Here is a 25,596-nt window from a genome sequence, read left to right as displayed (position 1 = left end):
TGCTTAGTATGGTGTCTATAAGTAATTTAAGAATATTGATTTTAGATGATGAGAAGCTGGTTCGTGATGAATTGGAGGAATTTTTAAATGATCCTAATTTTAGAATATTTAAAGCAGAAAGCCCGTCAGAAGCGTTCAATATTATGGATAAGAACGAGATCCATATAGCCATTATTGATATTAATTTACCTGAGATGAATGGCTTGGATGTTCTGGAAAAAGTGAAGCACGATTTTCCTGAAATTGAAGTGATTATGATTAGCGGATACAGTGAGATGGATTCTGTTATTCATTCGATGCGTTTGGGAGCCTCAGATTTTTTCACAAAACCTTTTCGTCTGCGTGATGTCGAAAGTGCAATCGAACGAACCAAAAAGTTTGTTCACCTAAAGAAAAGTTTAGTAGAGGTTAAACGAAACTACTCTATAATTTCAGAAGAGTTTTACAAGGCTATGGGATATGAAATTATCGGAGATAGTCCTCAGATGAAGAATTTAATTAATCTTATTGGGAAAGTTGCTAAAACTGAGAATACTTCGGTGCTCATAACAGGTGAAAGTGGAACGGGTAAAGAGTTAGTTGCCAGAGCTATTCATTATCTGAGCAGTAGAAAGGAAAATTATTTTTATGCCGTAAACTGCAGTGCTATTCCGGAGTCACTTTTTGAAAGTGAATTTTTCGGACACACCAAAGGAGCGTTTACCGGAGCTTCCGCATCTAAAGTAGGATGGTTTGAAGCTGCTAATAAAGGAACTCTTTTTTTGGATGAAATTGGTGACATGCAACTTAATCTTCAAACCAAATTTTTAAGGGTTTTAGAAGATCGGAAAATCATGAAAGTTGGTTCTAATATCGAAATTCCATTTGACACAAGAATTATTGCAGCCACGAATCAAAACATTGAAGGACTTCATTCCGAAAAAGGATTTCGTTTGGATCTGTATCACCGAATCAGTTCTTTTATTATCCATTTAGAGCCTTTGCGAAACAGAAAAGAAGATATTCCCTTACTTCTGGATTATTTTGTGAAATACTTTAACCGTGTAATGGGGAAAAGCATTAGCGAGATTGATGGTGCCGTTATTAGGCGATTACTTGCTTATGAATTTCCTGGCAACGTGCGGGAACTAAAAAACATGGTGGAACGAGCTGTTATTATTTGTGATGCAAATCGATTAAGCTTATCGCATTTCCAACTTACCCACCCGAAAGAAGAAAAACGAAGAATCGATTTTTCTACTGATGAAAATCTGGATCTGGAATTGGTTGAAATGGATTGTATCCGTAAAGCACTGGAAAGATCCAATAATAATAAATCTAAAGCTGCCGACCTCCTAAATATTACCTGGCAATCTCTCGATAGGCGAATAAAAAAATATAAAATTGAAGTTTAATATCTGATTCCGATCAGATATTTTTTTTCCTCCAAAATTGGTGAGTTGCATTCACGATTAGCTCTATTTTTTAGTAAAGGCATATAGAATCAAGATTTTTCAGGTTTCCTATTGTATCCGATTTTTATTGTATCCGATAATGGATAAAATATTGAAAAATGACTTGTTTGCAAGTAGATCAGGCAGTTAAGGTGATGGTTTTACTTTTCTTAAACATATATATCCGTAAACGGATAATTTTTTCAATACAGATTAATAATTGTTATTAATGTAACTATCTGTATTTTAGATATATATGTTTTGTGGTATGTCGATTGATAAAGGAAGTATGTTATTATCAATTATTAGTGTATGGATTTGTTAATATTGGAAGGCAACTTATTGAAAATTATTCCTTCATCAGATGAACCTATGAATATCCTTTTTGTCAAAGAAAATAGATCACTTATTGATGAGCTGAAAGAATACATTCAGAGCTTAGATGCCAGAGCGTATTTTGCTGATGATCCGGTCGAGATGGAAATTATTTTAAATCAGACGACAATTGATTTGGTAATTTTGCCGTTGAAGGCTTTATCCAATTCGGATATGCTAAAATACATTAATGATAATTTTAAGGAAACCAAAGTTGTGATTACGGTTGACCGTGAGGAACAGAATTCCAAATTGGAAAACCGAAAAGCACTCTATATGAATTACGAACTGCTGCAGAAGCAACTTCGTTTATTCGACTTAAAAAAAGCTATTGGTTCCGGTCTTGATTATAGTCCGAACTGATATTTTGCTCTATTCACTTTTCAACCAACCATGTAGATTGATTAAAAATTTACAAAAATTGAATTTGAATCTCGGAAGCAAATGAAACTTTCATTTGCTTCCGGTTCAAATTAAAAAAAAGAAACCTTAATCTCAATTGTTAAATTATAAAACTGAAGTTATGAAGCAGGAAGTTCAGGATGATTTAGTTAGAATTAAAGACAGACTCAGAATCCTTGATGACAAGAAGAAGAAAGTTGCCAAGATTATTGGTGTAACAGATGTGTATTTGTCTTATATTCTTAATGGAAAACGACCATTGACTACAACAGTTAAGTCAAAACTCTTTGATTACTTAGGCCTTAGTTAATTTTTTTGACCAATGCCGTTTAACTAATATTAATAATCAGGTAATTATTCATGACTCATGGAAGGATTACCTGATTTTTATTTAATTACAATCAGCATCTGATTAATTGATTGGATATATTTTGTAAATTGCATGTAAGTGGTAGAACATCAGGGTTTAAGCAATTTTAAACAGCTTGTTTGCTTTCCATTTTTTAATATCAGTCAAGTATGAAATCTGTATTTCGAATAGTGCTTTTTTATCTCTTTTTGTCTTCAAATTTAGCATTTGGTCAGGGACAGGCTGGGATATGGTATTTTGGTGAAAATGCAGGTTTGGATTTCAATGTAACCCCTTCCGTTGCGTTAACTGATGGTAGTTTAAATACAGAGGAAGGTTGTTCAACTGTTTGTACTGCGCAAGGAGACCTGTTATTTTATACAGATGGAGTTACTGTGTATAATAAAACCCATGCAGTAATGGCTAATGGAACAGGTTTGGATGGCAATTCTTCAGCAACCCAATCTTCAATAATTGTGCAGCAGCCGGGAAGTGCGATACTCTATTATATATTTACTGTTGATGCTCATCAAAATGCTCTTCGAAATGGTTTAAATTACTCGATTGTTGATTTGTCGCAAAATGGTGGACTTGGAGCTGTAACAGTTAAAAATACGGTATTGTATGGCAGTGAGGTTTGCGAAAAAGTAACCGCGGTGAAACATGCTAATGGTACTGATTTTTGGGTTCTTATGCATCCATGGGACAGTCGTGATTTTTATGCTTATCAATTTACAGCCACAGGTATTTCAACTCCTGTAATCAGTACGGTTGGAGTACGGCATAATAGTGATCGGAAATCTGCTATTGGATATATGAAAACTTCTCCTGGCGGATCGAAATTGGCTGTTGCAATCTATACTCAGGATCGGGCTGAGTTGTTCGATTTCAATACTGCCTCAGGAGTTGTTTCAAATCCAATTCAGCTGAATAATTACAGCACTCCTTATGGTATTGAGTTTTCTCCTTCGGGGGAATTTTTATATCTAAGTTCATTCTTAGGTGGCAATTTGTATCAGTTTAATATTTCATCTAATAATCAGGCCACTATAAACGGATCTGCTCAAATTATCGGAAACGGATCGTGGTTGTATGGTGCATTGCAATTAGCTCCGGATAATAGAATTTACATGGCCAAAACCAATACGGACGGAACAACCGGAAGTCTTAATCTGGATGTGATTAATAATCCGGATGTAGCTGGGGCTGGAGCAAATTTTGTTGCTGATTCGAAAAATTTATCTGGAAGAAGATGTCGGTTAGGTTTGCCAAATTTTGTGACTAGTATTTTCACTCTTGAGTTTGCCTATCAGTTTGACTGTAGGGGAGACAATACTGAGTTTACAATCAGTTCCGATCTGACAAATATTTCAAGTGCAACCTGGAATTTTGGCGATGGAACTGTATTAACTTCTAATATCAGTCCTTTCACAGTAAATCATATTTACGGAACAGCAAACACTTACAATGTTAATTTAGAAGTTAGTCTGATTTCAGGAGGAACAGATAATGTTACTCAAGCTGTAGCAATACGTTCTTTGCCAATAGTTAATAATCAATCGCAATCTGTTTGGGAAGGTGTTCAAGGCACGGGAATAGCAACAGGTGTAGATTTGACTATTTTGGAAACTGCTGTAAATAGTGTGGCAGGATCAACTTTTACATGGTATTCTGATGTCACCCTAACATCGGTTGTGCCTGATGCCACCAATGTAACCGTTACCAACGGACAACAATTCTGGGTTGAGGTGAATGATGGTTTTTGCAGTAATGTTGCTGTGGTAACTTATACGGTGAACACTTTGCCGAAAGCTTTGGATCAAAATATTACTCTATGTGAGGACAATTATAATACGGGTATTGTTTCCAATATCGACTTAACATTGCTCGAAGCAGCAATCACAAATAATAATGGTTTCACAGTAACATGGTTCCACGATCTTGCTTTAACACAGCCGGTAATAAATCCTAACAATAGGATAGTTTCCAATGGAGAAGTGTTTTATGCTCAGGTATCAACAGGTACCGAGACAAGTGTTGCCACTGTTACTTACACTATCGAAACACTTCCTGTGGGGAATGATGTTTCAGTTCAAATTTGGGAAGATAGTTTTGGTTCAGGAACAGCTTCAGGTGTTGATTTAACATCCTATAATATACAGGTTGCGGGATCAAATAATATCGTATGGTATTTTGATGCAGCATTAACAAATCCAATTGTAAATACAACTAACCTTGTTGTGAATGATCAGGATGTTTTTTACGCATATATTGACAATGGATCATGTTTAAATCGTGGAAGTATCAAGTTCACAGTACGATCATCGCCAATTGCAAATGATTTAAATATAGATGTGTGCGAGGATGTGTTTGGAGGTGGAATTGCATCTAATATTGATTTATTGTTGCTTAATGGTGCCATTAACGGGGGAACAACCAGTAGTGTCAGTTGGTTTACCGATGCAGCATTGTTAACTCCTGTGACAACCCCTTCAAATGTAAGTGTAACCAACGGGCAAGTGTTTTATGTTTTGGTTCAAAGTGCCGGTGAGTCGAATACGGCCACAGTTATCTATACGGTTCTTTCCTCACCAATTGCGAATAACCAAAGTGTTGTTGAATTTGAAGATGTGCCCGGATCTATGATTTCTCTTGGCGTAGATTTAAGTTTTCACAATAATATGATACTTGGCGGGCAATCAAACTCAATTGATTGGTACTTAGATGCTGGTCTTACAAATTTGGTTCCTGATCCAACAAATCAAGATGTTGCGGATGGTGATGTTTTTTATGTCCTTGTATCAAACGGAGTTTGTTCGAATGTTGCAACTGTTGATTTTTCAGTGGTTAACACACCAATTGCCAGAAATGTATTTCCCGTTGTTTGTGAAGATGTTGCGGGAACAGGCAATGCTTTGGTTGATTTAAGTTTGTTTGAAAATCAGATTAATGAAGGGAATGGAGATGCTTTTGCATGGTATAGTGATTGGCCAACAGAACCCAATGGATTACCAACGAATGCAATTCCTGACCCTGCAAATGTAATTGCTGCAAATGGCGATCGTTTTTTTGCATCAGTAAGCGATGCCTTTAATACGAATGTTGCCGCCGTTACTTATACCGTTAATTCATTACCCGGTGCTGTCAATCAAACTGTTGAGGTTTGGGAAGATACTTTTGGAACAGGTCTGGCAACAGGGATAAATTTATTGGCTTATAATTCAATTATTTCAAGCAATTCAATATCGTGGTATGAAGATGCTTTGCATACAATTTCTGTATTAACTCCTGATAATGTAAATGTAACAACAGGAGACAGTTATTATGCCTTGGTAGATGATGGCAGTTGTCAAAACTCTGCAGTTTTAACATTTACTGTTCGAAATCTGCCCGAAGCAAATGATTTGCAGGTTGAGTTATGTGAAGATGTATCGGGAAGTGGTTCATTGACATCTTACGATCTTTCAAAATTAGAGCCGGCAGTAAACAATGATCCGGGAACAGTTAAAGAATGGTTTTTTGATATGGCCTTGAGTTTGCCGGTTCCAAATCCTATGAACGCAGCCATTTCTAACGGAGATAGTTTTTTTGTTCGCGTAAGTTTTGGCGCGGAGAGTAATGTTGGAAGAATTGATTTTACAATCAATTCGTTGCCTGATGCTCAAAACCATCAGGTCTTGTTATGCGAAGATAGTTTCAATTCCGGGCAGGTGAGAGGAGAGAATTTGAATAATTACTATTCTGACATTACAACATCAGTAAGCAGTACTATTATTTGGTATTATGAAGCAACTTATTCCAATGCTGTTTTAAATACTCGAAATGTTCTTGTTTCGGACGGAGATGTATATTACGCCAGAGTTTGGAATGGTGTCTGCGAGAATTTTGCAGAGCTGTCATTTGATATTTTATCATTACCTCAAACCTCAACAGTAAACGAGGTAGTTTGTGAAGAGAGTTTTGGATCGTCCTCATTGTCTGGAATAAACCTTACCGATTATAATCTGCAGGTGAGTAACGATCCTGCTGCAAATGTGCAATGGTTCGAAGATGACCAATTGAATATTCCTGTAGCGAATCCTTCGGGTGTAACTGTCTTTAATCAAAGCTCATATTATGCCCTTGCCACTAATGCGAGTTCTTGTGAAAATACCGGACGATTAAATTTCTTAGTCGATCCACTGCCGGAAGCAAATAATCTAAGTATAGAATTATGTGAGGATGTTTTGGGAACAGGAGAGGTTGTGAATTATAACCTGACTGCGCTTGATAATCAGGTAACACCTGATGCCTCTGTTACAGTGAGTTGGTATGAAGATGTTGATTTACTCATTCCTGTCTTAAATCCGCTTAAAATTTCACTTCGTTCCGGTGAAAGTTATTTCGCTAAAATAGAAAATGGATGTGTTAATTTCTCGGTGATTGATTTTACCGTTCATGACAGGCCTTTTTTTGATTTAGGAATGGATACAACAATATTTTACACCGAATCAAAAATATTATCTCCTTCAATAGATATTCGGTTTTTACCAGGCAATTATCTGTGGCAGGACGGTACAACGGCTTCAACCTATACGGTTACCGAAGAAGGAAAGTACTTTTTGGAATATACAGATATGAACGGTTGTGTTGGGATGGATTCCATCATGGTTTATGTCGATAGGTATCGGATATTTGTTCCAAATGCTTTTACCCCTGACGGAAATGGTGTTAATGATACTTTTGGACCATCAATCACAGGTGATATTGCAGGTGAAGATATTGAGATGTATATATACAATCGTTGGGGAGAACTAATCTATACATTTACTGATTTGGGGCAGGGATGGGATGGTACCTATAAAGGGAAAAACGCAAATGTGGGAGTATATGTTTGGATCCTGATTGTTAATGGGAAAGCCCGTCAGGATGGCAATGTTTCTTTAATTCGATAAAATGGTAAAATGGAGATTTATTTGTATTGTCTGTTGTTTGCTTTGGACTTCATTGGTCAAGGCTCAGGACGTTGAGTTCTCTCAGTTTTACGCAAACCGGCTTTATCTTAATCCTGCGTTTGCCGGATCAGAGTACGTTCCAACTTTAGGAATGTCTTATCGAAATCAGTGGCCTCAGAATAATCGTCCTTTTGTCACCTACAGTGCTTCTTACGATCAATTCGTTGATTTGATGAATGGCGGACTGGGAATATTAATTCTTCAGGATAATCAGGGACAGGGAGCAATTAAAACAACAACTGCCTCGGGAATGTACTCGTACTCCTTGGATATTAATCGAAATTTATCAATGAATGTTGGATTCAAGGCTGGTTATATTCAAAGAAAATTGGATTGGAGTTCATTTGTGTTTTCAGATATGATAGATCCATTGTATGGAGTGATTTATCCTTCCAGAGAAGTTCAGCCAAATAATTTGAGTAAATCGTACTGGGACTTTTCCATGGGGATCATCGTAAATTATAAAAGTCTTTATTTTGGAGGTGTAATTGATCATCTCTCAGAACCCAATGAGGCATTCAATTCAGAACAGAATATAGCGGTTTTACCTCGTAAATATACAGTGCATGCAGGTGCAAATATTCCAATGGGATATTCCCGTGGATTAATGAAGAGCAATTTTACCATTTCCCCAAATATATTGTATCAACGACAATTGGATTTTGAGCAAATAAATTATGGAATGTATTTATCCAGAAATAACTGGGTGGTTGGTGCTTGGTTTCGTCATAATCTTTCCTTCGATTTTGATGCATTCATTATTTTGATTGGTTACCAAACTGATAAAATTAGAATTGGCTATTCCTATGATTATGTGGTGTCTAATTTGGTGAAAACAAATTCAGGAGCTCACGAGATATCGCTTAGCTATTTATTGGGAAAGGCAAAATCTTCTTGTTCCGGAACTTATTTTTTAAGAAAAAAAAGAAGGATACGTGCAATTCGATGTCCGAAATTTTAAAATAAACAGGTTGAATGTTATTGAATTATAGAGTGTTGAAGTTTAATTATTATTAACCGGTTAACAAAAGTTAAGATTCCTTAAGAGAAGTCTATTGAATTTGGTATTGCTATGATATTAAATTTAGAAATGATATATTTATGTTGTGATAATCATTGATTTTATTGAAATTCAAATGAAAATTTTTTATAGAGTTTTACTATTAATCTTTTTTTTTATGTTTTTTGTTTCACTTCCGGAAATGAAGGGACAGGAAACTGAAGATGTGAGTGACTCAATAAAAACATTAAAGATTCTTCAACAAACACTTGATGATATTGTTGAAAAAAATACAGCCTATGAAAATGTAGGTTCCGAGATGGAAGTTGATGGTTTGGTTATGGATGAAACAATGACCAAAGTAGGACGTGATTTCTATGATATGTTTTTTTCCGTCTGGGTTGCGCCTCAAAAAGCAAAAAATTTCACCATTACTATTAAAGAAATGGTTTTACCGGGCTTAGCAACTCAGATTATTGTTTTGGTAAATGATAATGAAGTATTTAAACAAAGAGTGCAGCCACGCTATGAAGTATTGGAACAAATGTCCCAATACGCAAACCAAATGGCGATGCAATTTTTAAATAATTATGAAAAAATGAATGCCCAACTTGAAGATGAAGATCAACAGGGAACGGGAATGTTTTGAACTTTAAACTGTGAACCATGAATATTATAAAAATAGTATTTGTCTTGTTTTTTCTGAGTTTGTTATTGCCAACCGAATCTATGGCTCAGGATTTTGTGTATAAACCAATAAATTCATCTTTTGGGGGAGATCAGTACAATTACAATTGGTTATTGAATTCCGCAACACAGCAAAATAGAATTGAAGATCCAAATGCTGATAGTGCATTAAATAAAGATCCGTTGGATGATTTTCAGGATAACCTGAACCGACAAATATTGAATCAACTATCAAGTAAATTGGTTAATTCTATTTTTGGAGACAATAATCAGCTTGAAACCGGTTCGTATAATCTTGGGAATTACAAGGTAGATATTTCTGAAGATGCAAGTGGTGTTACTGTGAATGTCAGTGATATTACAAATGGAAATTTTACAAATATTGTTATTCCCAGTTATTAATAAATAGTTATTCGCTAATTCCCTATATATGTTTAAATGTATACGCCACTACTATAGTGTTTTAATTTTACTACCTCTCTTAAATGGATGTGTTCCATATTTTAATCAACCTTTAAGTGAGCAAAGAGCCGAAATTGGAGCTGAAACACCTGCAAGGAAAAGTTTGGTTGGTTTGCCAGAGCCAAAAGAAAAGATAGTTGCGGCAGTGTATAAATTCCGTGATCAGACCGGACAATATAAGCCTTCTGATAATGGAGCCAATTGGTCGACAGCGGTTACTCAGGGAACCACATCAATACTCTTAAAAGCAATTGAAGAATCGGGTTGGTTTATTCCTATTGAAAGAGAAGGCTTATCTAATTTACTGAATGAGCGAAAAATTATACGATCAAGCCGTGCAAATTACGCAGGTCAAAATGAAAGTTCTCAATTATTGCCTCCTCTTTTGTTTGCCGGTTTGGTATTGGAAGGCGGCGTTATTAGTTACGATGCCAATGTTTTGACTGGCGGTGCTGGATTAAAGTATTTTGGTGCTGGGGCTTCTGGTCAGTACCGGCAAGACAGAGTAACTGTTTATCTTCGTGCTATTTCTACAAGTAATGGTCGAATTCTAAAGACTGTGTACACTTCAAAAATGATTCTTTCTCAAAAATTGGACGCCAGTATCTTCCGATATGTTAAGTTTAAACGTCTGCTTGAGGCTGAGGTTGGTTTCACCTATAATGAACCGTCTGAAATGGCTGTGAAAGAAGCAATAGAGAAAGCCGTTGAGTCATTGATTATAGAAGGTGTTATTGAAGGACTCTGGGATTTGAAGAATCCGGAAGATGTTAATTCAGATGTAATAACAAAATATGTTGAAGGAAAAGAGGATAATCAGGGGGCAGATTTCTTTGATCAGTTAATTACTCCGCGCCGCCGTAAATTTGGTTTAGGCTTTAATGGCGGATCATGGTTGTATATGGGAGATTATAAGCATACGGAGATGAAAGCTATGGCTGGAGTATCTTTATTGTACGATACTCAAACAGCATTGCAGTTTGGACTTAATTTTAGCCGGGGAGATCTTGCAACTACAAATTATTTTCAAAAAACTTATAATTCTCTTGATTTAACAGCTAAATATCGTTTACTGCCTTATAAAGATTGGACTCCTTATATTGAAGGTGGCTTAGGTGTTTTTTCAGAACATGAAAAGTCCATATATACTATTGATCTTTCAAATTCGATATATACTCAGGCATTATATGGAGCAGGTGTAGAATTTTTATTTAATGATCATATAGGTTTGAATTTCTCTGTGTTGAATCATTACATATTTAATGATAATATAGATGGATTAAAACAAGGAAATTTTAATGATTATTTTTGGGAAGGGAAAATCGGCTTAAACTTCTATTTTGATAAGATTTGGGATAGAAATAAGAAGAAGAAAAACAGAAAAGAAAAAGTACAAAAAAAAGCAGTGAGTCAGTCTGTTTCTGCTGAATAAAATAGTAACAAGTTATTAACAGGGTCGAATAAATATTCGACCCTTTTTTTATTTGTGTATTTCTCGGCTTATTGTCTTTAATAGTTTGCAAAACAGTAGCTTATGTGTAGTTGTTTAATTTAAATTAATAATTTGTATTGAATTTAAAACTTTGAGTTACCTTCATCAAATTCTTGATCATATTCATCATATTAATTTGCTGTTTGATGTAATCTAATAATATAAACTCAATAGATCTCTTTACATTTAAATTGAATTTAAAACGATAAAACATAAATTATCAAGTAAAAATCAACCAACAACCAAATTTGTAAAACTTTTAAATCAGGGAGACCTGATCTATTCACTTTAAACCTTAAAAATTTATAAACCATGAAAAAGATTTTATTCATCTTTTTAGTAGTACTATGTACTGGGGTAGTTTCATTTGCCCAAGTTAACCATTCCAACGTGAACCAAGTTGGGAATGACAATTTATCCACAGTAGAGCAAGTGGGTGTTCTAAATATTAATGACATTTACCAAAATGGGGAAGGTAACATTGCTGAAGTTAAGCAGTATGGGTTTCTAAATATGTCATTTTTAGATCAGTATGGTGAAGGAAATGAGTATTATGCTGCTCAGTCCATGACTAATTTCTCAAAAGCTTTACAGGTTGGAAATTACAACCTTGCAGAGGTGAACCAATTAGGATTTAATGCATCTTATATTTCTCAACTTTGGGGAAGTTACAATAAGGCAGATGTAGATCAATTCGGATTTTTCAACATGTCTGTTATCAGTCAATTTTTAAGTTATCATGAGACTGCTGATGTATTCCAGTTTGGATCTTTAAATTCGGCTAATGTAATGCAAACAGGTGGCCAATATGATAAGGCAGCCATAAGTCAATGGGGTGTTTTGAATAATGCGAATATTTATCAAACATTTACAACTAGAAATTCAGCACTTGTGTCTCAACGGGGATTTGCCAACAATGGTCTTGTTAATCAATTTATGGGACGTAGCAATAATGCTGAAATTTCTCAGGTTGGATCTAATAATTACGCATATGTTGATCAGTTTTTTGGAGCAGGAAATAGTTCAGTTGTTATACAAAAAGGTAAAAATAACCTTGCATGGACAAAACAAGTAGGTGGGATTTTAAATAAAATTGATGTGAATCAGGACGGCAAGTCCAATGAGGCATATGCTTTTCAGAATGGAGGAATTTTTAATAAGTCTGCTGTTATGCAACAAGGAAAAAAGAATGTTGCAGTAACTGAGCAAGATGGTGGTGCTTTTAACTCTGCAGCCATTAATCAAAGAGGACGTGGAAATGAAGCTGCTGTTACACAGATTGACGGAGCTTTTAATAAAGGTCTGATTTCTCAGAAAGGAAGAAGAAATAATGCTGAAATACTTCAGGATGGAGGTTTGTTTAATGCCGCTGTAGTAACACAAAGAGGTAGAATGAATGAAGCTTCTGTATATCAATTGGATGGTTGGTTAAATGCCGCTGAAGTTGAGCAGTATGGAAAAGGAAATGATGCGGTAATTACTCAGATTGACGGTTCATTTAATAATGCATATATTGGACAGGATGGTAAATTCAATGAGGCTGAAATTCTTCAGGTAGAAAACTCAGGAAGTTATGCAGGTGTTGCCCAAATAGGTAACGAAAACTATGCATATATTGAACAATTTGCAACAGGTAATACTTTTGCTGGTATTATTCAGGTTGGGAATGGTAACGCAGCAGGAATTGGCCAATATGAAGTGGATAACAGTTATGCTTTAATTCAGCAGTATGGTGATGACAACGAAGCTGTTTCTATTCAGGCGTATGGTGAAAATAATGTAGCTTTTACAACTCAGGTTGGTGCTGAAAATGTATCTTATACAGAACAAGTGGGAAGTAACAATTTCGTAAATGTTTACCAAAATGGTAATGGTCACTCTTCATTTGTTTCTCAATATGGGAATGGAAATTCAGCCACTGTTAGTCAATATAATGGTTTCTAATTAGTAGTCAGAATATTTATTGATTATAGTATTTAAGACCGTCAAAATTGGATTTTTATTCGATTTTGACGGTTTTTTAATTTCATGCATTTAAGACTCCTTAAACTTTTGTTTAAGTTTTCTTATTCTTTTTTAGAATGAATAAAGATTAGCATAAAAGAGACTTGGTTTAATCACTAAATCAATGACGTTTGTGTAAAAACATAAGTGGTTGGAAAGGCTTTTGCTTAATTTAGATAAAAAGATCGAAGGATGCTATAAGTGCATAATTAGATCAGTCAGAGCTCTTAAACCTTTAAAATTGATTTTTAAAATTAATTCACTTTAAACCTTTAAAAAATTCAACCATGAAAAAATTTTTATTTTTATTTGTAGCTGTTGTTTTTGCAGTATCTTCTGCATTTGCACAGGTAAACAATTCGAATGTCAACCAAACAGGTTGGCTGAACACTGCTGGCGTAACTCAGGTTGGCTGGTTTAATAGCAGTGATGTGGATCAGCTTGGACTATGGAATGGTGCAACTGTTGATCAAACAGGGCTTGCTAATTACTCAAGCATCGATCAGTTTCTTGTTGGAAACAGTGCTGATGTAACTCAGGATGGTGCTTTTAATGGTTCTTACGTTGATCAGGTAGGTTTTTTTAATTCTGCTGTTGTTGATCAAATGGGACTTGGTAACATGTCAGGAATTATGCAAATGGGAATGTTGAATTCTGCTGCTGTAAGTCAGTACGGTCTTTTCAATATGTCTAATGTTTTGCAGTATGGATTTTTAAATTCGGCAGGTGTAACTCAATTGGGATTAGCAAACTATTCTTCTGTTTTGCAAGGGAATCATGCAAATACTGCAAGTGTGCTTCAATGGGGTGCATTTAATAACAGTGATGTATATCAAATGGGTGCTCACAGTAGTGCTATGGTAAGTCAATTTGGTATGTATAATTCTGCATCTATTTCTCAAATGTACACTTATATGGCAACTGCCGAAATTTTACAGGTAGGTAGAGCAAATAGAGCAAGTACAATGCAAAGAGGCGGAGCTTTCAATTCTGCCTACATTAATCAGTGGGGATATCGTAATTTAGCTTCTACTCTACAATTAGGTGGTCGTTTCAATAATGCCGCTATCACTCAGTTGAGAGCATTTAATCGTGCTAACACTACACAATTAGGTGGTTATTCCAATAATGCTATGATTCATCAGAATGGTTATTTTAACCAGGCTTCAACTTTCCAAAGAGGTGGAGTTGACAATGAGGCTTCTATAGATCAGAACGGTTGGGCTAATGGCGCAAGAACTGTTCAAATTGGCGGCGATCATAATGACGCTAAAACAACTCAAATGGGTGCACGTAACTGGGCATTTGTTGAGCAGATTGGTGAGTCTAAAGGTAAAGTAAATGTATTGCAGGATGGTTACAGAAACTTTGCTGATGTAACTCAGAAGTTTGGTAATAAAGACAAAGCTACAGTGAAGCAATTTGGTGATCATCAAACAGCTTATGTTTCTCAATTGTGGGGTACTATGAATAAAGCAAAAGTTGTTCAGAAAGATCATGGTAATACTGCGATCGTTGACCAAATTGGTGGAACAATGAATAGTGCTGATGTATTTCAAAAAGGTGAGCATAACTTCGCATTTGTTGGACAATTTGGCGGATCTGGTTCTGACGCAGCTGTTGAGCAAAGAGGTGATAATAACCGCGGATGGGTTTTCCAGGTTGATCAGGAAGAAAGTTTAGCAGATATCCTTCAGGAAGGTGATCGTAACGTTGCAGTAATCGGTCAGATTGACGGAGCTAGAAATAGTGCAACAATCATTCAAACTGGTGATGATAACACAGGTTTAACCTATCAGTTTGGTGATGATAATACTTCATTCCTTGAGCAGGTTGGTAATAGTCATTTTGGTTTAGTTATTCAGGATGGTAATGATAACTTCGCTGTAACTCAGCAAGGAAATGCAGGAACTATCTTTGTAACTCCATAATTACAAAATATATAATAGAAAAAAATTCCCGCTTCGGCGGGATTTTTTTCCTCTAATAGTTTTCACAAACCTTTCTATGTCTGTAATTATTCGAAAATATATATGGTTTGCTCTGTTCGTATTTTGCTTCGTTAATCTTGTAGGACAAAATTATAATGTTGAAGATCAGATTCTAAACCAATTAAATTCCAGTGCTGTTGATGCTATAAATGCTGAAACCAAAGTTTTGGCAATCCAATCAGGAAATGAGAACGAATTGATACTTCATCAATTTAGTCAGAAACAGTTGGTCATTATTCAGCAAGTAGGAATGGAGAACTTGATTAAGGCAATACAAAAAGGAGAATCTAGTCTCTTGGAAATATTACAATCAGGTGATAGAAACCTTGTTGAATCCTTACTTCAAGGGAAAAACATTTCCACTAGCATTCATCAATATGGTGATAACAATTCATTGCAACAAGAAGTTATTGGGAATAATAAGAGCTTTGAAATTACTCAGTCTGGTAATGACAACCAATTAGAGATTGATTCAGGATTGGCAAATAGCGGAATGATCGTAAATCAGGTTGGAACTGGTATGAATGTAATAATAAAAAGTGGTTTGTGAATACAGAGCAGGTTTAATTTGATGGGATGTCCTTCTACGGGCATCCCTTTTTTTTAAGATAATTTAGGGAATAGGTACTTTTTTTTGAAGTTATTATAGTAATTTAACGGACTCCGTATTGGTTCGTTGCTAAATATTAAATAAATTTAGATTTACAATATCAAAGCTAATTAGGAATGTATGCAAGACTCACTGTTTCGGTTGTTATGTGCTTTGTTTTAAATACTGTAGGGGGTATGGGACAATTGCCAGTTAAAGCCTTGATTGTAATGGAAAGAGAGGTTCATAGCTGCTTGTTAAAGGCAAATGTTCAAAATGTTGGGTATAATTCTGTAACATTAAAATATATTTTTGAGGTGACAAAAAAAGGGCATGCAGGAGACACCAAAACCATCCAGAAAGGAATCTTTACCATTTTAGACAAGAGCATTTCTTCTCTTTCTGAATCAAGAATAAATCTTAGCAAAGCTGATAAGTTAACAGCTAAATTATTAATTTATCAGGATAATCTGATTGTTGCTCAAGATTCGGTTGTTTTACAAGGAGATAATTATTAATTTAAAAAAAATAAAATTGACAATATATATGCGACAATTCTACCTACTCTTCAGGCATTTTATTTTGCTATGTCTGCCTTTAATTATTTTTTCTTGCAATGAAAGTACTGTTGATCCGGAATTATTTGGTTCGATAAGTGGTACTGTTAAAACTTCTGAAGAAGCAGGGAGTTTGCCAATGGAAGGAGTTACTATTACAACTAATCCTGGAACTACATCAGTGACAACTAACTCAGATGGATCTTTCAGTTTGAGTGAGGTTAATGTTGGTGATGTAACTGTCAATGCTAAAAAAGAAGGTTATACTGCCGTAAGTACACCCGTTAAGGTTCAGGAAGGAAAAGAATTGGTTATGCAGGTGGTTATGGGAATTGCTCCTCTTGATTCAACGATTCCTGATGATATAACATATGTTTCACCATTAGATATACAGAAGGATGCAACTAGACTTCCAAATAAAGTAAATCTAGTTTGGAGGAATGGGGAAACGGAAAAGGGGGATACGTTACGTTTTGATGTTATTATTTTTGAAGGTGCAAGTGATGAGAATGGTACAAAAGTTGCTTCAAATATCTTGGATACAACTTTTACTGTTCAAAATCTTAAATTTGAACAAACTTATGAATGGCAAATTGTCGCTAGAAATAAACAGTTGGATGAAGTTGAAGGGAAGAAATGGCGATTTACAACAGAAAACTTCCCTAAGAATGGGTATTTATTTGTGAAAGATACTCTAGGATCCAGAGATATTTACTCGTGGGATTTAGCAGAAAATCATTTGGTTCGATTAACCAAAGATGGGGGAAGTGAAGTTTCACCTAGAATTTCACCAAATGAAGAATTAATCGCATATGCCTCGAATAAATCCGGTGAATACCATATTTATACAATGGATACTAAAGGTGAGAATGTTGTAAAGGTGACTAACGACAAGTCTTTAGTAAGCTATAATAATAGTGGAAGTGGTTTTGTTTGGTCTCCGGAGGGGGATCAAATTCTTTATGGTCATTACGGCGATCTTTATACTATAAATTATAATGGAACCGGGGAAACTAAAATTGCCAATGCTCCTGTGAATCGTCATTTTAAATCATGTGATTGGAGTGCTCATTTCAATAATGTGTCACAAGAAAAAATTGCTGTACTTACGCAAGGAGAGAAGCCCTACGATAATGAAATTTATTTAATGGATCCTGATGGATCGAATTTATTTTTATTGTTGGGAAATCTGGAAGGAACTATTTCTAGTCCTCACTTTTCGCCTGATGGAACAAAGGTGATTTTTTCTTTGGATTCACTATTTCAGGACGATAATGGCAGACAGCTAAATGCGAAAATTTATTCTGTAAATATTGATGGAACAAATTGGACAGATCTTTCTGGTGATGATAAACCAGCAGGAACCAATGATCTGCAGGCCAGGTATACCGAAACAGGGGGTAAAATCATTTTTATGAATGTGGCCAATGATAATGAAGGCAAAAAGAATATTTGGATCATGGATACGGATGGAAGTAACCGGGAAAAGATTATCTCTAATGGAGAGATGCCTGATTTGTACAATCCTTAGATTGTTAAAATTTAAATAGAGTTTGATTTTTAAAGCATAACGAAATAAAAAAAGCTTTCCAATTTTGGAAAGCTTTTATATTTCTTGGAAAGAGGTAAATTAGAATCTTCTTTCTTTGATTCTTGCTTTTTTACCTGTAAGTGCACGTAGATAGAAAATTCTTGCTCTTCTAACACGACCTCTTTTGTTCACTTCAATTTTATCGATGAATGGAGAACAAAGTGGAATAATTCTTTCAACACCTACGTTACCAGACATTTTTCTGATTGTAAAAGTTTTAGTTGTGCCAGTACCTTTAAGCTGAATAACAACACCTCTAAAAACCTGGATTCTTTCTTTGTTTCCTTCTTTAATTTTGTAAGAAACACTAATAGTATCCCCTGCTTTGAATTCAGGATTTTGAACACCTGTAGCGAAAGCTTCTTCTGCAATTTTAATTAAATCCATTGTCTTAATTTGTTAAAGTTCACGAACGCAATGTAAACATATTCATCTATTACCATGTCAGAGATTACGCACGAATTCGACGCGAAATTAATAAAAAAATCTATAAAAACATCCTAATAAAGTTATTTTTTCTTCATGATTCATGATTCATAAAAGAAATCAAACACAGATTGAATTTGTATAGTTATAATAGATTTTAAATAGCTGTTCTGGCACAAAAAAAAGGAACCGAAAAGGTTCCTTTTTTTGTATTTATTTGTTGATACTAATGAGCATTACCAACAACTTTAAGCTTGTCACCAGTTGTTTTTACAATTGTCTTGTAAAACTCTTCACTGTAACCAGGTTGATTAACTTTTGGATTTTGATTGTCTCCATCTTTTTCTTTGATGTTTCCATCCATAAATTTAGCAAAAAGATAGCCATAAAAATCTTTCCATTCTGCAACAAGATTATTTCCTTGGTTACAAGAGAAATCTGTTAAAAATTCAATGGCTGTTGCTTTGTTCTTCTTAAACATTCCTTCAGCAGCAAGATCAATGATATTGGTGAAAGCAAGGTATTTAGTTTCTAAAGCCTTTTGTTTAGCTGCAATTTCGGGATGTATTACATTGTATCGGGTATAGGCAAAATTACTAACCTGATTGAATATCCAAAATGCAGATTTACTTGTGAAATCCATTATTTTTCCATTTCCAACGGCAAATGTTGCTGGAACCCTTGTAATTCCGCAATATACCGGGAAATAAACTGATGAAGATGCATCATCAACACCAAACCAGTTAATTCCACCAACGGCATCAGGTAACCAGTTTCTGCTTTGAGCAACAAATGAGAAACCTGTTTGTTGAGTAGCAGTCGCACGTTCATTACAATAGGTTACACCATCTACCTTCCAGGTTAAAGGTCTCCATCTGTATGGATTTCCGTAAGGACCTGCACCCATATCTTTTGACATATCTAAATCTGTACCTTCTAAATGATTTCTCATGAAATCCATTACTTCAAGTACATTGATTTTGTGATCCGGTTTAATCCATAAAGGCATTCTGTTGGTAGCATAACCTTTATCGTCGTGTTCAATCTTACCTTTGCAGTAGTCAAAATATTGATCCATTCCTTCTTTTACATCGTTAAAGAAAGACCATACTCTAATTTCACAAAATCTGGCACCGCCAAAATCAACAGGAGCATAGGTGTCAGAAAAACTAAAATCTTTATTTTTTCCTTCTTTAGGATAGTATCCTTTTTCTTTTGCAAATGAAATAACATCTTTTGCATAAATATTTTGAACTTCAGGATTGAAAATTTTATCCATTTTATCAGAAGAGATAGACGTTTTACCTTCTAATGGGAAAGTAGTGATTCTTGCTTGATTAGCGTGACCACTAACATATCCGTCAGGAATCATACGAGCTACCCAAACTGCACCTTTTTCGCCATTACCTTTACCAATCAACTCTAAAATCCAAACTTCGTTAGCATCAGAAATTGAGAAAGACTCTCCTGAACTGTAATATCCGTAGGTTTCAACCAACTCAGTCATTACTTTAATCGCTTCACGTGCGCTTTTTGATCTCTGAAGAGACAGGTAGATAAGACTTCCGTAATCAATTACAGCTCCCTCTTGAGATCCTAATTCTGAGCGACCTCCGTAAGTAGTTTCTCCAATAGCCACCTGAAATTCGTTCATGTTACCAACTACAGAATATGTATGAGGAATTTGTGGAATTTTACCAAGTAATTTTCCTGTATCCCATTCGTAAACATCAATCATTGTTCCTTCCGGCCAATCTGCCGCCGGACGAAAATATAGTTCTCCGTATAATACATGCGAATCCGCTGCATAGGTAATCATATTAGAACCATCAGTGGAAGCACCACGGGTTATTAGGTAATTAGTACATGCTCTGGCACTTGGAGTTGAAAAAGCAGACACCAACATTAGAAGAGCAGCAACTACAAAAATCTTTTTCATGTTTAACTATTTTAAATGTATTCAATACTGAATTAAACCGTTTTCGGTCGTACAAAAATAGAAAAAAATCAGTAGATAAAAATGATAAAAGTCCTGATTTATCGGTCTTTTGATCGTGTTTGAAATGGATATGTTATAAACTGAAGCTTTATGGAATATATAAATTGAACTACCAGATGAAATTACTTGTGAATATTTTCTGGTTTTGAACTTGATCTGTCACCTTTATTTGTAATTGATGGTTTTTATTCGGAGCTAATCTTTTGCGATCAAAAACATAAAATAAAAGATCATTTTTAGCGTCATATTCAAATAGCACCCATTTACCATCAATTGATCCTTCGTATGATTTTATCCCTGAAAGCTCATCTTTGATAGTAAATCTGATTGACTTTTGTCCCTTAAGGGATTTAAGGTGAAAATTGGTAATTGGTTTAATCGTGGGAGAAATGGTGTCTGCGCTCACAGCAAATTTTCCAAAATATCTCGATTTCGTTTTTACTGAGGAATCGAAATAAATTCCCCCTTCGTTGATTATTTCTCCTTTTGCATCTATTCGGACTACAAGAAGCTTATCGGATTTTCCTTTAGGAATTGATTTTGGCTTTATTGATATCGTGCAATAATTGTGTACAGGAATGTTTTCATTGCAGATGTAATGAATATCCGAAAGATAGTTTGAATCCTGTTCGCATGAATAGGTAAACGGAATGTTTGAATAGAAGCTATTCTTAGGAAATTTCAATTCTATATTTTCTTTTTTGAAAGTGTTCTCTTTTTCATAGTTCATTAGCACATCAAAATTACCTTTCGGAAAAATCTTTTCAATTTCGTTTCCTGCTGCGTAAACCCGAAGACTGCTTTTATTTAGATTTGCATCGGAAACGAAAAAGTCAATTTTGTAACCAGTGCTCTTTTTAAATTGAAAGACCCCATTGTTTTTCATCTTCGAATAAATGCTAAGTTGATTATTTGGCTCTTTAAAAGTTTTATGAATGCGTTTATTATGGGATACATTTAATTCGTAATCAAGGTGACTGTTGATATAGGTTGATTCGTCAAAAGAAAACTCTTCAAAAGAATAACTTGAGATTAATGTGTCATTTATTTTCATTTTCATGTCGAAAATGCCGCACTTTCCCCATGTATTATCCATATAGTCATTTGTTTCAAGAGCAAAACCAATATTTCCTAATAATTTTAATTTCGGATCGCCTTTTAAATGGTATGCATTGTTGTAAAAAGTAACCGGAAAACTTTGTCTGCTGTTTAAACCATTTACATTGCTTGCAGAATCGAGAGGGTATGCATAAAAATTGAATATTTTTGGAGGAGTAGTATCCTTTATTTTGAAACCAAAAAGTAACGGATTAAGCGGATGTTCAGATTTCGTATCTCTTATTTCGAAATGCAAATGCGGACCGGCAGAAGAACCTGTATTTCCTGAAAATGCAATTACAGTACCTTTTTTAATCTGTATTTCATTATTCTTGAGATTTAAATCAAATTCGAAAGTGTTGTTTTGATACTGATATGACTTGACAAATTCTTCAATATCCTTGTTGAAATGATCGAGATGCGCGAAAACAGAGGTGTAACCATTTGGATGATCGATATAAATTGCTTTTCCATAACCTCCTGAAGATATTTTGATTCTGCTCACGAAACCATCAGCAACCGCATATACTTTTTTACCAGTTGTAAATGTTCTGATATCGATACCGGAATGAAAGTGATTGTTACGGAGTTCTGCAAAGTTACCTGATAATGTTATGTCAAAATCAACGGGTGAACGAAAATAATTTTGAGGGAATATTATACTCTGGGAGTATATTTGTTTAGAAAATAAAAATAGTAGTGACAATAGTGTGAAAATAGTGTATGTTCTGGTTATCTTCATATTATAAATGCTGGTTTTGTGAAAGGATTATCAAAACTACAAAAAAACCTGTTTTTTCTGAAATGATTTACAAAATACAAACTAATATATTTGATAATCTTCTCAGCAATGTTAATTTTGTAAAAGAAAAATTTTAATGATGGATCAAGAGCCAAACGAAGTACTGAATAGTTTAAAAGGACAAATTTCGGAACTTATTTTGTTGTACCGGAAATCTAAACAGGAGAAAGAATCTTTAATTCATGAGAAACTGGAGCTTATGGAAAAGGTTGAAATCCTGAAAAGGGAAAGGGAAGAACTCGACCATCAATACAATACATTAAAGTTAGCCAAAACATTTACTGCGAATAGCGGTGATTCGCAGGAAGCTAAGGTTAAAATTAACCGAATTGTGCGGGAGATTGATAAATGTATTGCTCTTTTAAACAGGTAGAATTTGTTTATGGACGAAAAACTTTCAATAAGAGTTAATGTAGCGGATCGGTTTTATCCTTTGAAGATAGATCGTAATCAGGAAGAGGTTATCCGGAAAGCTGCAAAAATGATTAATGAAAAAGTATTGCAATACAAACAACGATATAAAGATAAAGATACTCAGGATTTTTTAGCAATGGCTTCGTTACAGTACGTAATTAAGGTTATTGAAGCTGAAAATAAAACTGATGTTTCCCCGGTTCTTGAAGAGGTCAAGGCAATGGAACAGGAGTTAAGAGAATTTTTAGATAAAGAGTAGTTTACATTCTTGGTAGGAAAGTTGTAACCCGCATTATTTCTTAAGCTGATCGCAATTTTAATGTTTTGTAGTCATTTTTCTTGTATCTTATGGTGAGACAGGAAAGGACTATTGAACGTTATTGTTGTAAGCCTGAGTGATAGTGCGGGTTGCATTTTATATATATAATAATACTGACTTAATATTCTATGATATGATTGAAATAATAATAGGGTCCATTGCTTTTGTTGGTGGTGGCATCGTTTCTTACTTTGTTTTGCAAAAGACTCTTAAAGCCAGGAGCAGCTCAATAATCAGGGATGCGCAATCGGAAGCAGAAGTGATCAAAAAAGATAAGATTCTTCAGGCAAAAGAGAAATTTTTCCAATTGAAAACAGAGCATGAGAAACAAATCAACTCAAGAAATAATAAATTACTTGCGGCTGAGACGAAATACAAACAAAGGGAAAATGCTTTAAATCAACGGATAGATGAATTTCAACGCAAGAAGAAAGAGGTTGATATCGTTCGAGAGAATTTGACCGTTCAAATTGATTTGGTAGAAAGAAAATCCGATGAGTTGGAGAAGGCTAAAAAGCAGCAAATCGAGCAGTTGGAAAAGATTTCCGGCTTGTCCGGCGAAGAGGCTAAAACTCAGTTGATCGATTCTATGCGCGATGTAGCGAAAACCGAAGCCATGTCTTACGTGAACGAAATCATGGAAGAGGCCAAGATGACTGCTAATATGGAAGCTAAGAAAGTGGTTGTGAAAACGATTCAGCGGGTAGCTACTGAAACTGCGATTGAAAATTCAGTTACAATTTTCCATATCGAATCAGATGAAATAAAAGGTAGAATTATTGGTCGGGAAGGACGGAACATTCGTGCCTTGGAAGCGGCTACAGGTATTGAAATAATTGTAGATGATACTCCTGAAGCTATTGTTCTTTCTGGTTTTGATCCTGTACGACGGGAAATTGCCAGATTGGCACTGCATCAATTAGTTACTGATGGACGTATTCACCCGGCAAGAATTGAAGAGGTTGTTAATAAGGTGCGCAAGCAGATTGAAGAAGAAATTATTGAGACTGGAAAACGTACTGCAATTGACTTGGGTGTCCATGGATTGCATCCAGAATTGATTCGTTTGGTTGGTAAAATGAAGTATCGTTCGTCTTACGGACAAAATTTATTACAACATTCCAGAGAAACAGCTAATCTTTGTGCAATCATGGCAACTGAGCTTGGATTGAATGCAAAAAGAGCAAAACGTGCCGGTCTGTTGCATGATATTGGAAAGGTACCGGATGAAGAGCCTGAATTGCCGCATGCAATTTTGGGTATGAAATTGGCCGAAAAGTACAAAGAGAAGCCGGATATCTGTAATGCAATCGGTGCTCACCACGACGAAATTGAAATGACATCAATGATTTCTCCGATTATTCAGGCTTGTGATGCTATTTCAGGTGCACGTCCTGGAGCAAGAAGGGAAATTGTAGAGTCATATATCAAGAGATTGAAGGATCTTGAGAATTTGGCATTGTCGCATCCTGGCGTGCTTAAAACATATGCTATTCAGGCAGGTAGAGAATTGAGAGTAATTGTTGGCAGCGATAAAGTTTCTGACAAAGAAGCTGAAACATTGTCTTTGGATATTGCCCAAAAAATTCAGGACGAAATGACCTATCCGGGTCAGGTGAAGATTACAGTAATTAGAGAAACGAGAGCGATTAATTACGCGAAGTAATAAAGTATAAAATAGTGAAAAGCCCGTTTCGTAATGAAACGGGCTTTTTTTATATGGAGCGAAATAATTCTTTAAAATTGGGTATAAAACTATTTAGGTTCAGTTTTTTGTACACATTAATTTCATGTTGAACCAATCTTTTAATCATACTTGTGTTGGATGCCAATTTATAGAATTGGGCTCTGTTTGCAATGTTTTTGCTTTTAATAATATATTGTAGATCCTTCTGTCCAAAGACAGTTCCTTTATCAATAGGATTGATGTAAAAAAGAATTGAATTGGTGTTTTCTATATTTGATTTGGCAGATGATTCATTATTATAACAAAGAAAAACACTGCCCGGAAGATTTATTCCATATACGGGAATGTTTAGTTCCTGAGCAATACCGGCATAAATAATTGCAATTATTATATAATTACCATGCTTTTGTGATAATACTGTACTGATATCACCATCCCAGTTTGTGGGTTGATTTGGAGAGAGAGCCTGATAGTTATATATATTGTAGAAAAAATGATTTAGAATCTTAATTTTTTCCAGTGCGGTAAGATTATCGTTTATTTCTAAGCTTACATCATCTTTTATTTTCTGGATACTTTTTCGGATAGGATCTATTAACAGATTTGGATTGTAGCTCTTATTTACCAGAATAGCGCCATCTATTAAATTCGGGTTTTTATTGGAACTCCATTCAATAAGCTCTTTCTTAACGGTCTTAAACTGAATTTTGTTGATTACCATTTCCAGTCTTTCCTGAAAGATAGGATTCTTAGATTCCAGCCAGAAATCTTCCAGTTGTGGGATCGTACTAACCGGTAACTCCATCAGTTCTTTTTCGACACTTTTATGAATTTCTTTGTCTGGATCGTCTAGTAAGGATAATAGAGCTTCTAACTTATTCTTATTCATGATAACAGGTTTTGTCCTCACTAAATATAGTAAAAC

Annotated in this window: 20 protein-coding genes; 16 read left to right on the top strand and 4 right to left on the bottom strand. The window is 35.0% G+C overall.

Annotated elements, in window-relative coordinates; genetic code table 11:
• The first annotated feature begins 8 nt into the window (after positions 1-8).
• From ACHZAX_RS12315 to ACHZAX_RS12255, 13 genes are all read left to right on the top strand, one after another.
• On the top strand, positions 9-1,394 hold the full coding sequence (locus ACHZAX_RS12315; protein WP_320019323.1) for a sigma-54-dependent transcriptional regulator: 1,386 nt from the start codon (positions 9-11) through the stop codon (positions 1,392-1,394).
• Positions 1,395-1,745: 351 nt separating this feature from the next.
• Entirely contained in the window at positions 1,746-2,171 is a 426-nt protein-coding gene (locus ACHZAX_RS12310) for a hypothetical protein (RefSeq protein ID WP_101308297.1), read from the top strand.
• Positions 2,172-2,331: 160 nt separating this feature from the next.
• On the top strand, positions 2,332-2,520 hold the full coding sequence (locus ACHZAX_RS12305) for a helix-turn-helix domain-containing protein (RefSeq protein WP_101308296.1): 189 nt from the start codon (positions 2,332-2,334) through the stop codon (positions 2,518-2,520).
• Positions 2,521-2,729: 209 nt separating this feature from the next.
• The gene (locus tag ACHZAX_RS12300; RefSeq protein WP_320019322.1) at positions 2,730-7,493 is read left to right on the top strand and encodes a T9SS type B sorting domain-containing protein; all 4,764 of its coding nucleotides are present in this window, start codon (positions 2,730-2,732) and stop codon (positions 7,491-7,493) included.
• 1 nt (position 7,494) lies between these two features.
• A complete protein-coding gene (locus ACHZAX_RS12295) occupies positions 7,495-8,514 on the top strand; it encodes a PorP/SprF family type IX secretion system membrane protein (protein WP_101308294.1) in 1,020 nt (339 codons plus the stop codon).
• Positions 8,515-8,731: 217 nt separating this feature from the next.
• The gene (locus tag ACHZAX_RS12290) at positions 8,732-9,202 is read left to right on the top strand and encodes a CsgE family curli-type amyloid fiber assembly protein (protein WP_180327180.1); all 471 of its coding nucleotides are present in this window, start codon (positions 8,732-8,734) and stop codon (positions 9,200-9,202) included.
• 17 nt (positions 9,203-9,219) lie between these two features.
• On the top strand, positions 9,220-9,642 hold the full coding sequence (locus tag ACHZAX_RS12285; protein WP_101308292.1) for a curli production assembly/transport component CsgF: 423 nt from the start codon (positions 9,220-9,222) through the stop codon (positions 9,640-9,642).
• A gap of 28 nt (positions 9,643-9,670) precedes the next feature.
• A complete protein-coding gene (locus ACHZAX_RS12280) occupies positions 9,671-11,134 on the top strand; it encodes a CsgG/HfaB family protein (RefSeq protein WP_320019321.1) in 1,464 nt (487 codons plus the stop codon).
• Positions 11,135-11,506: 372 nt separating this feature from the next.
• Complete coding sequence (locus ACHZAX_RS12275; RefSeq protein WP_320019320.1) at positions 11,507-13,138, top strand: hypothetical protein; 1,632 nt, start codon at positions 11,507-11,509, stop codon at positions 13,136-13,138.
• A 347-nt stretch (positions 13,139-13,485) separates the two neighbouring features.
• Positions 13,486-15,129, top strand: coding sequence for a hypothetical protein (locus tag ACHZAX_RS12270; protein ID WP_320019319.1), 1,644 nt, complete (start codon positions 13,486-13,488; stop codon positions 15,127-15,129).
• A 76-nt stretch (positions 15,130-15,205) separates the two neighbouring features.
• A complete protein-coding gene (locus ACHZAX_RS12265) occupies positions 15,206-15,739 on the top strand; it encodes a hypothetical protein (RefSeq protein ID WP_320019318.1) in 534 nt (177 codons plus the stop codon).
• 176 nt (positions 15,740-15,915) lie between these two features.
• Positions 15,916-16,296, top strand: coding sequence for a hypothetical protein (locus ACHZAX_RS12260; RefSeq protein ID WP_320019317.1), 381 nt, complete (start codon positions 15,916-15,918; stop codon positions 16,294-16,296).
• 28 nt (positions 16,297-16,324) lie between these two features.
• Complete coding sequence (locus ACHZAX_RS12255; RefSeq protein WP_320019316.1) at positions 16,325-17,866, top strand: carboxypeptidase regulatory-like domain-containing protein; 1,542 nt, start codon at positions 16,325-16,327, stop codon at positions 17,864-17,866.
• A gap of 99 nt (positions 17,867-17,965) precedes the next feature.
• Here ACHZAX_RS12255 and rplS read toward each other — a convergent pair whose 3' ends face one another.
• From rplS to ACHZAX_RS12240, 3 genes are all read right to left on the bottom strand, one after another.
• On the bottom strand, positions 17,966-18,313 hold the full coding sequence (gene rplS / locus ACHZAX_RS12250; protein WP_101308017.1) for a 50S ribosomal protein L19: 348 nt from the start codon (positions 18,311-18,313) through the stop codon (positions 17,966-17,968).
• 265 nt (positions 18,314-18,578) lie between these two features.
• Complete coding sequence (locus ACHZAX_RS12245; RefSeq protein WP_320019315.1) at positions 18,579-20,291, bottom strand: dipeptidase; 1,713 nt, start codon at positions 20,289-20,291, stop codon at positions 18,579-18,581.
• A 169-nt stretch (positions 20,292-20,460) separates the two neighbouring features.
• The gene (locus tag ACHZAX_RS12240) at positions 20,461-22,191 is read right to left on the bottom strand and encodes a M23 family metallopeptidase (protein WP_320019314.1); all 1,731 of its coding nucleotides are present in this window, start codon (positions 22,189-22,191) and stop codon (positions 20,461-20,463) included.
• Positions 22,192-22,327: 136 nt separating this feature from the next.
• Between ACHZAX_RS12240 and ACHZAX_RS12235 the strand changes: the two genes are divergently transcribed.
• The 3 genes from ACHZAX_RS12235 to rny all read left to right on the top strand — a co-directional run bounded on the left by ACHZAX_RS12235 (position 22,328) and on the right by rny (position 24,650).
• Positions 22,328-22,624 carry a hypothetical protein gene (locus ACHZAX_RS12235; RefSeq protein WP_101308014.1) on the top strand — a complete coding sequence of 99 codons (297 nt, stop codon included), beginning with the start codon at positions 22,328-22,330 and terminating at the stop codon, positions 22,622-22,624.
• A 9-nt stretch (positions 22,625-22,633) separates the two neighbouring features.
• Entirely contained in the window at positions 22,634-22,924 is a 291-nt protein-coding gene (locus ACHZAX_RS12230; protein WP_101308013.1) for a cell division protein ZapA, read from the top strand.
• Positions 22,925-23,117: 193 nt separating this feature from the next.
• Complete coding sequence (gene rny / locus ACHZAX_RS12225) at positions 23,118-24,650, top strand: ribonuclease Y (protein ID WP_101308012.1); 1,533 nt, start codon at positions 23,118-23,120, stop codon at positions 24,648-24,650.
• A gap of 49 nt (positions 24,651-24,699) precedes the next feature.
• Here rny and ACHZAX_RS12220 read toward each other — a convergent pair whose 3' ends face one another.
• Positions 24,700-25,560 (bottom strand): transglutaminase family protein, encoded by an 861-nt coding sequence (locus ACHZAX_RS12220; protein WP_320019313.1) that lies wholly within the window; start codon positions 25,558-25,560, stop codon positions 24,700-24,702.
• Positions 25,561-25,596: the final 36 nt, after the last annotated feature.

It is taken from the genome of Labilibaculum manganireducens, from assembly GCF_963665805.2.
In the GTDB taxonomy this organism is placed as follows: Bacteria; Bacteroidota; Bacteroidia; order Bacteroidales; family Marinifilaceae; genus Labilibaculum; species Labilibaculum manganireducens.
Note: the sequence above shows the minus strand (reverse complement) of the source record. Positions and strands in the feature narration are given on the sequence as shown.